This is a genomic window from Nocardiopsis sp. B62 (assembly GCF_018070675.1).
In the GTDB taxonomy this organism is placed as follows: Bacteria; Actinomycetota; Actinomycetes; order Streptosporangiales; family Streptosporangiaceae; genus Nocardiopsis; species Nocardiopsis prasina.
Window position 1 is genome coordinate 203526 of record NZ_JAGPXK010000007.1, and the last position, 12300, is coordinate 215825.

Below are 12300 nucleotides of genomic sequence, written 5' to 3' on the forward strand. Positions count from 1 at the left end.
CTTTCTTGCGTCACGACGAAAGGATTCGCCGTGAGTGCTGACGTGCGCATTCTCGCGGCCGAACCGGGTTGCCATCTCTTCGGCGACAACGGTTGCGGGTTCACGGCCCCCACTATCGGGATGTTCTTCCCCGAACCGTGGTTCGCCAACATCCCCGGCAGCGCGGGCATCGACCTGTACCTGGTTCTGTTGCTCGTCGCGGTCGGTGCCGTCCTGCTTCTGTGGTCGTGGTTCAGCAAGAAGCTGAGCCTCGTCCCCGGCCGCAGGCAGAGTGTCGGCGAGCTGCTCATCCTGTTCATCCGGGACAACATCACCCGGCCGACCATGGGTGAGAAGGGTGACAAGTTCATCCCGTTCATGACGGGCATCTTCTCGCTCATTCTGGCCATGAACTTCACCGGCCTGATCCCGGGCATGCTCCCGGTCAACAGCAACCTCGCCTTCACGGTGATGTTCGCGCTCACGATCTACGTGATGACGATCGTGATCGGCATCAAGCACCAGGGCGGCTGGGGCTACTTCCGGAACCAGATCTTCCCCCCGGGCATGCCCAAGTGGATCTACGTCCTGGTCACCCCGATCGAGATCCTCTCGGTCTTCCTCATCCGCCCGGTGACGCACGCCCTGCGTCTGTTCGCGACCATGTTCGCGGGCAGCCTGCTGCTGGCCGTGTTCGCCTACGGCGGCTGGTACATGCTCAACCTGACGGCGGAGCCGATGCTCGCCGCGGTCTCCGTGTTCTACTCCGGTGCCGCGCTGCTCGGGTACATCGCCTTCTTCGTCTTCGAGATCGCGATCATGCTGATCCAGGCCTTCGTGTTCACGCTGCTCGCGAGCCTGTACCTCAACCAGTCGCTCGAAGCGGCTCACTAAAGACCCCCTCCACGTTCCCCCGATCCCCTGATCGGACCAGGACGCGGAGTGCTGAAGACCCGTCCAAACCGGCGAACTGACCAATCGCAGAACGCGACGCCGGACGTCGAGTAAAGGGAAACACCATGGACATCGCTGCGATCACCGGCAACATCAACACCATCGGTTACGGCATCAGCGTCATCGGCGCCGGTATCGGTGTCGGTATCGTCTTCGGTCTCGGTATGCAGGCCATCGCCCGCCAGCCCGAGGCCCGCGGCCCGCTCCAGACCAACATCTACCTCGGCTTCGCCCTCATCGAGGCCCTGGCCATCCTGGGCTTCGTTCTCGCCTTCGCGGCTCCCGGCGCCTAATCGGAATCGCCAACCGTTTTCTGATGGCAACTGACGCGAAGGAGGGCTGACCATGCTGTTGGAGTTGGCAGCCGAACCAAACATTCTGCGGATCGACTGGGTGAAGTTCACCTTCGGCGCGATCGCGCTCGCCGTGGTCTACTTCTTTGTGGTCCGCAAGTCGGTCCCCAAGGTCATGAAGGTCCTCGACGAGCGTCACGACGCCATCGAGGGCGGCATCGAGCGGGCCAAGAAGGCCGAGGCCGAGGCCGAGGAGATCCGCCAGCAGTACCGCGAGAAGCTCGAAGAGTCGCACCGCGAGTACGCGCAGGAGCTCGAGAAGGCCAAGGAGCAGCGCGCGGCGATCATCGCCGAGGCTCGCGAGGAGGCCCAGGTCGAGGCCCAGCGCATCATCGACTCCGCCAAGGCGCAGATCGAGGCGGACCGGCAGCAGGCCTTCGTCCAGCTCCGTGGCGAGATCGGCACCCTGTCCACCGAGCTCGCGAGCCGCATCGTCGGCGAGACGCTCAGTGACAGCGCCGCTCAGACGCGGGTGGTGGACCGGTTCCTCGAGGAGCTGGGCCAGGACGAGAGCGCGAAGCAAGCCGAGGTGCGCTGATGCGTGGTATCAGCCGTAACTCCCTGGCTGAGGCGATCCGGCGCCTGGACGAGAACGTCCTGGCGTCGGCCGGCGCCGGGAACGCGGTCTCGCTGGGCGGCGAGCTCTTCGAGGTCGTCGCCCTGGTCAGCGGTGAGCACTCGCTCCGCCGCTGGCTCGCGGACCAGGCCAACGACCCCGAGAAGAAGACCGCCCTGATCGGTCAGATCCTCGAGGGCAAGGTCTCGCCGTCCACGGTCATCGTGGTCAGCGACGTCGTCTCGCAGCCGTGGTCCACCGGGCGCGACATGCTGGACGCCCTGGAGCGGACGGCGGTCTACGCGACCGTCGCCTCCGTCGAGGGCACCCGGCTGGACGAGCTCGAGGACGAGCTGTTCCGCTTCCAGCGGATCGTCGTCGCCGAGCCCGCGCTGCGCTCGGCCCTCACCCGTGAGGGTGTGGCCGACGCCCACCTGAACGCGCTGATCGAGAACCTGCTCTCGGGCAAGGTGAGCGCCGCGACGCTGGCTCTGGTCAGCCAGGCGGTCACCCACCCCCGGGGTCGTACCCTGGAGCAGGCGCTCGACAACTTCGGACAACTGGTGGCCGAGCGCGCGAAGCGCTTCATCGCCGTCGTCCGTACCGCCCACGCGCTGACCGAGACCCAGCAGACGCGCCTGCGCACCCTGCTGAGCCGCAAGTACGGCCGTGAGATCCACCTGAACATCGAGGTCGCCCCGGAAATCCTGGGTGGACTCTCCATCCAGGTGGGTGACGAGGTTATCGACGGCACGATCGCCGGGCGCATCGCTGAGGTCCAGCGCCGCCTGGCCGGCTGACGCGAAGACAAGCAAGCACGCACGGCGCCGGCCCGGCGCCATTTGAGAGCAAGGACAACGTAGAGATGGCGGAGCTGACGATCCGGCCGGATGAGATCCGGGACGCGCTACAGCGCTTCGTCCAGTCGTACGAGCCTGACGCCACCCGCGCTGAAGAGGTCGGTACCGTCACCTACTCCGGTGACGGCATCGCCCGCGTCGGTGGCCTTCCCTCGGCGATGGCGAACGAGCTGCTGGAGTTCGAGGACGGCACACTGGGCATGGCCCAGAACCTTGAGATCGGCGAGATCGGTGTCGTGGTGCTGGGTGACTTCACCGGTATCGAGGAGGGGCAGAAGGTGCGTCGCACCGGCAAGCTCCTCTCGGTCCCGGTGGGCGACAACTTCCTCGGCCGTGTGGTGGACCCCCTGGGTAGCCCCATCGACGGCAAGGGCGAGATCGAGACGAGCCAGACCCGCGAGCTTGAGCTCCAGGCCGCGACGGTCATGGAGCGCCAGCCCGTTGGCGAGCCGCTCCAGACCGGCATCAAGTCGATCGACACGATGACCCCGGTCGGCCGTGGCCAGCGCCAGCTGGTCATCGGTGACCGGCAGACCGGCAAGACCGCGATCGGTATCGACGCGATCATCAACCAGAAGGCGAACTGGGAGACCGGCGACCCCACGAAGCAGGTGCGCTGCATCTACGTCGCGGTGGGTCAGAAGGGCTCGACCATCGCCAGCGTGCGCGGCGCCCTCGAAGAGGCCGGCGCGATGGAGTACACCACCATCGTGGCCTCCCCGGCGTCCGACCCGGCCGGCTTCAAGTACCTCTCCCCGTACACCGGTTCCGCCCTCGGGCAGCACTGGATGTACGAGGGCAAGCACGTCCTCATCGTCTTCGACGACCTGACCAAGCAGGCCGAGGCCTACCGCGCGGTCTCCCTCCTGCTGCGCCGCCCGCCGGGGCGTGAGGCCTACCCGGGTGACGTCTTCTACCTCCACTCCCGTCTCCTGGAGCGTTGCGCCAAGCTCTCCGACGAGCTGGGTGCGGGTTCGATGACGGCCCTGCCGATCATCGAGACCAAGGCGGGCGACGTCTCGGCGTACATCCCCACCAACGTCATCTCCATCACCGACGGTCAGGTCTTCCTGAACTCGGACCTGTTCAACCAGGGCCAGCGTCCGGCGATCGACGTCGGTGTGTCCGTCTCCCGTGTCGGTGGCGCGGCCCAGACCAAGGCCACCAAGAAGGTGTCCGGCACGCTGCGTCTGAGCCTGGCCCAGTACCGCGAGCTCGAGGCGTTCTCCGCCTTCGGTTCGGACCTGGACGCCGTCTCCAAGCAGCAGCTGGAGCGCGGTGCGCGCATGATGGAGCTGCTCAAGCAGGGTCAGTACTCGCCGTTCTCCATGGAGAAGACGGTCGTCTCGATCTGGATGGGTAACACCGGCCTGATCGACGAGGTCCCGGTCGAGGACGTCCGCCGCTTCGAGGAGGACTTCCTGTCCTACCTGGACCGCGAGCACAAGGCCGTTCTCGACACGATCCGGGACACCGGCAAGTTCGAGGACGACAGCCAGAAGACGCTCCAGGCCGCCATCGAGAAGTTCAAGGTGAGCTTCCAGACCTCCGCCGGTACCCTCCTGGGCACCGAGGCGGAGACCGAGGCGCTCGCCGAGGAGAAGGTCGGCCAGGAGACCATCAAGGTCGCCAAGGGCGGGAAGTAACCCATGGGTGCACAGCTTCGCGTCTATCGCCGGAGGATCCGAGCGACGAAGGCGACGTCGAAGATCACCCGTGCGATGGAGCTGATCGCCGCCACGCGCATCACCAAGGCGCAGCGCGCGGCCGAGGCTGCCGGACCCTACGCACGGGAGATCACGCGGGCGGTGTCTGCCCTGGCCAGCCGGGTGACCGATCACCCGCTGCTGACCGAGGCCGAGAACCCCACCCGCGCGGCCGTCCTGGTCGTCACCAGTGACAAGGGTCTGGCCGGCGCCTTCTCGACCAACGTCATCAAGGAGGCCGAGGCCCTCACCCAGCTCCTGCGGGAGCAGGGCAAGGAGGTCCTCACCTACATGGTGGGTCGCAAGGGTGCGGCCTTCTACAAGTTCCGCGACCGCCCGGTCGAGGAGTCCTGGGAAGGCATCACCGAGCGTCCGACCTACGCGCACGCCCAGGAGATCGGCACCGCTCTCATGGAGCGGTTCTCCCAGGACACCGCCGAGGGCGGTGTCGACGAGATCCACGTCATCTCCACGGAGTTCGTGTCGATGCTGACCCAGCGGGCGGGGGCGGTCCGCGCCCTCCCGCTGGAGGTGGAAGAGGTCGACGCAGAGGAGCTCGAGCAGAGCGTCGGTGGCGAGGCCCTGCCGCTCTACGAGTTCGAGCCCTCTGCGGAGGAGGTCCTGGACCAGCTGCTCCCGCAGTACGTGGTCAACCGGATCTACGCGTCCCTCCTGGAGTCGGCCGCCTCCCAGCAGGCGTCCCGTCGGGCGGCCATGAAGGCCGCGACCGACAACGCGGAAGAACTCGTCAAGAACCTGACCAGCCTGGCCAACCAGGCTCGTCAGGCCGAGATCACCAATGAGATCAGTGAGATTGTCGGCGGTGCCGATGCGCTCTCTGGGTCCAGCGCGGGAAGTGAGTAACAGAAGTGACTGCGACAGTTGAAGGTACGGCCGGCGCTGGCACCGCCACCGGCCGCATCGCCCGGGTCACCGGCCCGGTCGTCGACGTGGAGTTCCCCGTCGGCTCCCTGCCCGGCATCTACAACGCCCTGCACACCGACGTGAGCATCGGTGGCACGGAGAAGGTCGTGACCCTGGAGGTCGCCCAGCACCTGGGTGACAACCTGGTCCGCGCCATCTCCCTGGCCCCGCAGGACGGCATGGTCCGTGGCGCCGAGGTCCGCGACACCGGCGCGCCCATCAGCGTGCCCGTCGGCGACGTCGTCAAGGGCCACGTGTTCAACACCCTGGGCGAGTCCATGGACGTGCCCACGGCCGAGCTCGGAGTGACCGAGCGCTGGCCGATCCACCGCAAGGCTCCGGCCTTCGACCAGCTCGAGTCCAAGACCGAGATGATGGTCACGGGCATCAAGGTGATCGACCTCCTCACCCCGTACGTGCGCGGTGGGAAGATCGGTCTCTTCGGTGGCGCGGGTGTGGGCAAGACGGTGCTCATCCAGGAGATGATCACCCGAATCGCCCGTAACTTCGGTGGTGTGTCCGTGTTCGCCGGTGTCGGTGAGCGCACCCGTGAGGGTACGGACCTCTTCCTGGAGATGGACGAGATGGGCGTCCTTCCGGACACCGCCCTCGTCTTCGGCCAGATGGACGAGCCGCCCGGCACCCGTCTGCGCGTGGCGCTCTCGGCTCTGACGATGGCGGAGTACTTCCGTGACGTCCAGGGCCAGGACGTTCTGCTCTTCATCGACAACATCTTCCGTTTCACCCAGGCGGGTATGGAGGTCTCCACGCTGCTGGGCCGTATGCCCTCGGCCGTGGGTTACCAGCCCAACCTGGCTGACGAGATGGGTCAGCTCCAGGAGCGGATCACCTCGACGCGTGGTCACTCGATCACCTCGATGCAGGCGATCTACGTGCCCGCGGACGACTACACCGACCCGGCGCCGGCGACCACCTTCGCCCACCTGGACGCGACGACCGAGCTCTCCCGCCCGATCTCGCAGAAGGGTATCTACCCGGCGGTCGACCCGCTGGCCTCCACCTCCCGCATCCTGGACCCGCAGTACGTGGGCGAGGAGCACTACCAGGTGGCCCAGCGCGTCAAGGAGATCCTCCAGCGCAACAACGACCTCCAGGACCAGATCGCCATCCTCGGTATGGACGAGCTGTCCGAAGAGGACAAGATCATCGTCAACCGGGCTCGTCGCCTGGAGCGCTTCCTCTCGCAGAACATGTTCGTGGCCGAGAAGTTCACCGGCACCCCGGGTGTGTTCGTTCCGCTTGAGGAGACCATCGCGTCCTTCAAGGGTCTGTGTGACGGCGAGTACGACCACCTTCCCGAGCAGGCCTTCCTCGATGTCGGCAACATCGACATGGTCGTGGAGAAGGCCAAGAAGCTGCAGGAAGGCTAGTACTGCGCGTCAGTGTCCCCCCGCTCCGAGAGCGGAGGGCGACGGGCGGGGCTAGACCCGAGGCGGGGCCGAGTATCCATTCGTACTCGGCCCCGCCGAACCCACCCGCTAGCCGAGGAGTTTGTGGCAGTGTCGAAGAAGCTTTTCGTCGAGATCGTCTCTCCGGACCGCGAGGTCTGGGCGGGCGAGGGCGACATGGTCATCGCGAAGACCGTCGAGGGCGAGATCGGCGTCCAGCCCGGGCACGTCCCGGTGCTGTCGCTTCTGGCCGAGGACGCGGTCGTTCGCGTTCTGGGCGCGCGTGAGACCGGCGAGATCCGGGCCGCCGCCCACGGTGGGTTCGTCTCGGTTTCGGGTGAGGGCCGTATCTCGATCCTCGCCGAGACCGCCGAGCTCGCCGAGGACATCGATGTGGACCGTGCGCGCCAGGCGCTGAAGGACGCGGGCGAGTCGGGGGACAACCCGGCCGCCGCCCGTGCCCGCAGCCGCCTGCGTGCTGCTGGCGAGGAAGTCGCCTAGCGAAGCCGGGAGGCGACGAGACGTGGGTGTGGCACCGCTTCAGGGAACGCCGTGGTTGGAGTCCTTGTTGTGGGTGGTCCTCGCCGTCGTCCTGCTCGTCGTGCTGGTGCTCGGCACCGGCTGGATGCGACGGTTCGTGCTGCTGCGCAGCGGCGGGGCCGTCGAGTGTTACCTGCGTGCACGTGGGGAGAAGGGGCGTCGGGGTTCCTGGCGGATCGGCTTCGGCCGTTACGGCTCGGGTGACCTCGGGTGGTTCCCCGTCCTCTCCCTCAGACCGCGGCCGACAGTGCGACTGTCGCGCCGCGGTCTCGTCGTTGTGGGGCGTCGTGCCCCCGGATCCGAGGACGCCCCCCTGCCCGCCGACGTCACGGTCCTGGAGATCGGCTGGGCGGGTGCGGACGGCAGTGACCCCGGTGAGGCGACCCTGGAGGTCGCGATGGGCGAGAGCGCGCTCACCGGGTTCCTGTCCTGGATCGAGTCGATGCCCCCGGGGACCCAGTGGCAGGCCTGACCGCCGCGCGGTAGGCGCCCCTGAGGTTCACAGGGGCGGTGCCCGTGTGTTTGCATGGGCCCATGAGTACCATCGTGGCTTTCTCAGTGTCCCCGCTCGGTAGCGGCGAGTCCGTCGCCCCGGCCGTGGCCCGTGCCGTCAGGGTCGTGCGTGAGAGCGGTCTGCCCAACGAGACCTCCGCCATGTTCACCACCGTCGAGGGCGAGTGGGACGAGGTCATGGACGTCGTCAAGCGTGCCGTGGAGGCCGCCGGTGAGGGTGCCGGGCGGGTGAGCCTGACCCTGAAGGCGGACGTCCGTGACGGCGTGACCGACGGCCTGCACAGCAAGGTGGAGGCCGTCGAGCGCGAACTCGGCGACCTCCACTGACGTCGTTTCCGGCGCCCCCGTCGGGCGCCGGAAAGGCCGGGATCAGCTCACCGCGGGGTCTCCCGTCGTCGCGAAGCGGGCCTTCGCGCTCTGGGCTCCCTAACGATCGCCGCCGGGCTTCCACAGGACCTCGTCGCCGTCTCCTGCGACGTGGCGGCCGAGGATGAACAGCAGATCCGAGAGTCGGTTGAGGTACTGCGCCGTGAGCGGGTTGACGCCGTCCCCGTGCTCCTCGATGGCCGCCCACACGGAGCGTTCGGCGCGGCGGACCACGATGCGGGCCGTGTGCACCAGGGCGACGGTGGGGGAGCCGCCGGGCAGGATGAAGCTGCGCAGGGTCGGCAGGTCCGCGTTGTAGGTGTCGCAGGCCTCCTCCAGCCGGGTGACGTACTCCGGCAGGACGCGCAGCGGCGGGTACTCGGGGTCGGGCACGATCGGGGTGGACAGGTCCGCGCCCAGGTCGAAGAGTTCGTTCTGCACCCGCAGCAGGAGGACGCGCACGTCCTCGGGGAGGTCTCCCAGGGACAGAGCCACGCCGATCGCGGCGTTGGCCTCCTCGGCGTCCGCGTACCCGACCAGGCGGGTGTCGTTCTTGGAGGTCCTGCTCATGTCGCCGAGCGCCGTCGTGCCGGCGTCCCCGGTACGCGTGTAGATCTTCGACAGTACGACCGGTTTGTCCGTGTCCCTTGTGCTCATGGCCCTCAGCCTAGGCGAGGGCGTGGCACCGGGCCCGTGGAGGGGCCCGAGCACGGGCGAGTCACGGAGGATAACTGTTCAGTATCGGGGGGTGAAGGTGATGTGGCTCACTGATACCTTGAGGCACGAGGGAGCTACACAACGTAGTTGCCGGCGGTGTTCACGCGCGGACACCCGGGCGGGACTGAGGGGGGTCGCCCGGAGGACCGTACGAGGGGGAGACATCGCGAGGGGCGGGTGGCGTGGGACCGGGGGGTTCACGCCACCCGCCCTCCAGCTTCTCCGGATCAGCGGTGGATCACGCGTCTAACGGAGCCAGGCGTCACCCTTGCGGGGCAGGTCCACCGTCACGGCGGACATCGACAGCACGCCGTTGACCGGGAGGGTGCTCTCGGCGAAGAACTCCACGCCGTGCGCGCCCGCCGCCGACAGCTCGGCCACCGAGTCCCAGTTGACGTTCTCCAGGGTGTCGTCGGCCGTGTGGTAGTACGGGTCGAACGCCTCGCCCGCCGTGCCGCCGTACCACTGCGCCTGCTCCTGCGACTTCACGCCGTCCGCGCCGCTGAACAGGCCACCGGAGGGCACGCCGGCCTGCATGAAGGCGAAGTAGTCGCTGCGGCCGCTGAGCACACCGGGCTCGCTGACCTGGTCCTGAGCCTCGAAGTAGTCCTCGAAGACCTTCGCGATCGCACCGGAGCCGGAGGGGGCCCCGCCGGACTCCGGCAGCTCCATCCGGCCGTCGAGCACGAACCGGCCGTAGTTGTGCGAACCGATCATGTCGAAGTTCAGGTAGAGCGCGAGGTCGTCGAGCTCCCGCTCGTCCAGACCGGCGACGTACTCGCTGGAGCCGACCAGGCCGGACTCCTCGGTGCCCCAGAAGGCGAAGCGCACCTGGTTGTTCGGGTCGGGCTGTTCGGCCAGGCGGATCGCGGTTTCCAGCAGGAAGGCGGTGCCGCTGCCGTTGTCGTTGATGGCCGGACCCTCCTCGACCCCGTCGAGGTGGGCACCCACCATCACCACGTTGTCGTCACGTCCGCCGGGAGTCTGCGCGAGCACGCTGTAGGAGCTCTCCTGGCTGACCTGCGCGTCCACCGTGACCTGGAGCTCCAGGTCCGGGATCGACAGCAGGTCGGCGCCGACCAGGCCGGAGACGCCGACGGCCGGGATGGCGGACGGCTCGCCCACGGTGCCGAGGAAGACCTCGTCCTCGTTGTTGACGACCAGGGCCGCCGACGCGCCCGCGTCGGCGGAGTTGGTGACCTTGTCCTCGAACGGGCAGCTGCCGCGCACCGTGATGGCGACGGCGCCCTCGGGGAAGTCCGCGAAGTCGTCCGGCGAGCAGCCGCTCGCCGCGCTGTCGGGGGCGACCGCGACCGCAGGGGCGGACACGTCGCCGGAGCCCGAGTAGCTCATGGTGACGAAGTCCTGGTCGAGCTCGTACGGGTGCTGCTTCGGCGCGGTCTGCGCGAGTACGGCGGGCGTGTTCTCACGCCAGGCCTCGTAGTCGTACTCGTGGCGGTAGGGCTCGTACCCCGCCCGCTTGAGCTGGTCCTCGACGTACAGTGCGGCCACGTCGTACCCGGGGGTGCCGCTGGCGCGGTTGCCCCCGTTGTAGCGCGCGATGGTGTCGAGGTTGGCCATGTGGGCCTCGATGGCCTCGGTCGAGACGAGGTCGGAGAGCGCTGCCTGGTCCGCGTGGGCTGGTGCGCCCGCCAGGGTGCCCGCGGTCATCATGAGGGCGGCGAGACCGGCGGTGGCGGCGGTGCGCCGCCTGGGGGAGGGAGACACGGCCGCTGTGTCGCGCGGGCTCCCATGGGTGGTCGGTTGCACGGACTTCCTCCGGTTCACGGGGGCCCATCGTGCCGTGGTGTGGGGGATGGACACCTGGGGTGGGCGAGGTACCGGAGAAGCCTCGCAGGAGGTTCCGGCCGCGGCAAGACATGGCGCGTGACATTGCCACAATCAGCCACAGACCTTACGGGAAGGTGCGCACTGTGGTTTGATGGACGGCCCGAAGGGCCCGGATCGTCGAGGTGAGCGGCGTTACGAGGCGCGGGACGGGCCCATCGCCCGCCCGGTCAGCCCTCGGTCTCCTCGCCCTCCTGGTGCTTGCGCGCACGGTAGCTGACCCCGACGCCGCCCATCAGGGCGACGCCCCGGATGTGCACGATCGGGGCGCCCGGATCGACCACGCTGGGGGTGTCGCCCTCGATCCCGAAGCCACCCATGATCGGGAGCCCGTGCAGGCGCACCTGGATGTCGTCGGGGACGATGACGCCGATGCCGCCCATGACCGCGCCGATCCAGATGGTGGTCTCGCGCTGGGTGAACCGGGCCTCGCGCAGGTCGAGTTCGACCCCGCCCATGGTGGCCACGGCGAAGAACCGGCGGGGGAGCACCCAGTTGCCGGAGCGGTCCGCCCCGCCCAGGAGGGCGATCGCCGCGTGACTGGTGGCGGGCTGGTCGCCGATCCGGCTCGCGCCGTACACGGGGCGCGGCGAGCGGAAGTCGGCCGGCGCCGGAAGACGGGCGGCCGCAGCCTCTGAACCGGGCAGGTCCTCGGTGAGGGGGACCAGTTCGCCGACGGTCTTGGCGCGGTACACGGAGTCCAACCGGTCGCTGTGTTCGTCCGGGTCCAGGCGTCCCTCGGCGAGGGCCTCCCGGAGCAGGTGCGCGACCGCGTCCCGGTCGGCGTCGGACGCGCGCATCCGGCCATTGCCGTCCTCGTGGGGGGTGATGTGGCTCATCTGTTCCATCATATGCCGATTCTGCCCTCCGCGGCGGTCCGCGGAATCGGGGACGGCCCCGGAGATGACCCTGAGACGGGCCCCGCTGGCCTACTTCTCGGGAAGAAGGCCCCGGCGCATCGCCTGGGACACCGCGGCGGTCCGGTCGCCCACACCCAGCTTCTCGTAGACCCGCATGAGGTGGGTCTTGACCGTCGTGGCGCTGATGTGCAGGGCACGGCCGATCGCCGCGTTGGTGAGCCCGTCCGCCGCCAGCCGCAGCACCTCGACCTCCCGGGGGGAGAGCGCGGGCCCCTCCGGCTCCGTGTTCCGCTGACGCACACCGGTCAGCAGTTTCCCAGCCAGCCGACCGCTGAGCACCGTCTCGCCGCGGGCCGCCGAGCGCACCGCGTCGGCCAGCTCGGCCCTCGGGGTGTCCTTGAGCAGGTAGCCGGTGGCGCCCGCCTCGACCGCGCGCAGGATGTCGGTGTCGGTGTCGTAGGTGGTGAGCACCAGCACGTGGACGCCCGGGTACTCGGCGCGGATGCGTTCGGTGGCCTCCGCTCCGTCGCCGCCGGGCATGCGCAGGTCCATCAGGACCACGTCGGGGAGCAGGGTCGCCACCCGGGCCACCGCCTCCGGGCCCGAGCCGGCGTCGCCGACGATGTCCAGGTCGGGCTCGGCGCTGAGCATGCCACGGATGCCCTCGCGGACCACGGGGTGGTCGTCCACCAGCAGGACACGGATCATGGGACGG

Annotated in this window: 14 protein-coding genes; 10 read left to right on the forward strand and 4 right to left on the reverse strand. The window is 68.5% G+C overall.

Annotation, left to right across the window (positions count from 1 at the left end; genetic code table 11):
- Positions 1–42 precede the first annotated feature (42 nt).
- From atpB to KBX21_RS10930, 10 genes are all read left to right on the forward strand, one after another.
- A complete protein-coding gene (gene atpB, locus KBX21_RS10885; RefSeq protein WP_049575532.1) occupies positions 43–873 on the forward strand; it encodes a F0F1 ATP synthase subunit A in 831 nt (276 codons plus the stop codon).
- A gap of 125 nt (positions 874–998) precedes the next feature.
- The gene (atpE, locus tag KBX21_RS10890; protein WP_017546078.1) at positions 999–1226 is read left to right on the forward strand and encodes an ATP synthase F0 subunit C; all 228 of its coding nucleotides are present in this window, start codon (positions 999–1001) and stop codon (positions 1224–1226) included.
- 52 nt (positions 1227–1278) lie between these two features.
- Positions 1279–1824, forward strand: a complete 546-nt coding sequence (gene atpF / locus KBX21_RS10895; RefSeq protein ID WP_049575460.1) for a F0F1 ATP synthase subunit B — start codon at positions 1279–1281, stop codon at positions 1822–1824.
- Entirely contained in the window at positions 1824–2642 is an 819-nt protein-coding gene (locus tag KBX21_RS10900; protein ID WP_049575457.1) for a F0F1 ATP synthase subunit delta, read from the forward strand. The genes atpF and KBX21_RS10900 overlap by 1 nt, the downstream gene beginning before the upstream one ends.
- 65 nt (positions 2643–2707) lie before the next feature.
- Positions 2708–4348 (forward strand): F0F1 ATP synthase subunit alpha, encoded by a 1641-nt coding sequence (atpA, locus tag KBX21_RS10905; RefSeq protein WP_017546081.1) that lies wholly within the window; start codon positions 2708–2710, stop codon positions 4346–4348.
- Between the two features lie 3 nt (positions 4349–4351).
- Entirely contained in the window at positions 4352–5272 is a 921-nt protein-coding gene (locus KBX21_RS10910) for a F0F1 ATP synthase subunit gamma (protein ID WP_049575452.1), read from the forward strand.
- Between the two features lie 5 nt (positions 5273–5277).
- Positions 5278–6723, forward strand: coding sequence for a F0F1 ATP synthase subunit beta (atpD, locus tag KBX21_RS10915; protein ID WP_017546083.1), 1446 nt, complete (start codon positions 5278–5280; stop codon positions 6721–6723).
- Positions 6724–6852: 129 nt separating this feature from the next.
- Positions 6853–7242, forward strand: a complete 390-nt coding sequence (locus tag KBX21_RS10920; RefSeq protein ID WP_017546084.1) for a F0F1 ATP synthase subunit epsilon — start codon at positions 6853–6855, stop codon at positions 7240–7242.
- A 55-nt stretch (positions 7243–7297) separates the two neighbouring features.
- Positions 7298–7753 carry a DUF2550 domain-containing protein gene (locus KBX21_RS10925; protein ID WP_234004035.1) on the forward strand — a complete coding sequence of 152 codons (456 nt, stop codon included), beginning with the start codon at positions 7298–7300 and terminating at the stop codon, positions 7751–7753.
- Between the two features lie 62 nt (positions 7754–7815).
- The gene (locus KBX21_RS10930) at positions 7816–8121 is read left to right on the forward strand and encodes an MTH1187 family thiamine-binding protein (protein WP_049575447.1); all 306 of its coding nucleotides are present in this window, start codon (positions 7816–7818) and stop codon (positions 8119–8121) included.
- Positions 8122–8220: 99 nt separating this feature from the next.
- Here the strand turns inward: KBX21_RS10930 and KBX21_RS10935 are convergent, their stop codons facing one another.
- The 4 genes from KBX21_RS10935 to KBX21_RS10950 form a co-directional block, all read right to left on the reverse strand.
- Positions 8221–8817, reverse strand: coding sequence for a cob(I)yrinic acid a,c-diamide adenosyltransferase (locus KBX21_RS10935; RefSeq protein WP_049575444.1), 597 nt, complete (start codon positions 8815–8817; stop codon positions 8221–8223).
- A 306-nt stretch (positions 8818–9123) separates the two neighbouring features.
- Positions 9124–10551, reverse strand: coding sequence for a M28 family peptidase (locus KBX21_RS10940; protein WP_247665576.1), 1428 nt, complete (start codon positions 10549–10551; stop codon positions 9124–9126).
- 344 nt (positions 10552–10895) lie between these two features.
- On the reverse strand, positions 10896–11576 hold the full coding sequence (locus KBX21_RS10945) for a DUF1707 domain-containing protein (protein ID WP_210841822.1): 681 nt from the start codon (positions 11574–11576) through the stop codon (positions 10896–10898).
- A gap of 78 nt (positions 11577–11654) precedes the next feature.
- Entirely contained in the window at positions 11655–12293 is a 639-nt protein-coding gene (locus KBX21_RS10950) for a response regulator transcription factor (protein WP_049575433.1), read from the reverse strand.
- Positions 12294–12300 lie beyond the last annotated feature (7 nt).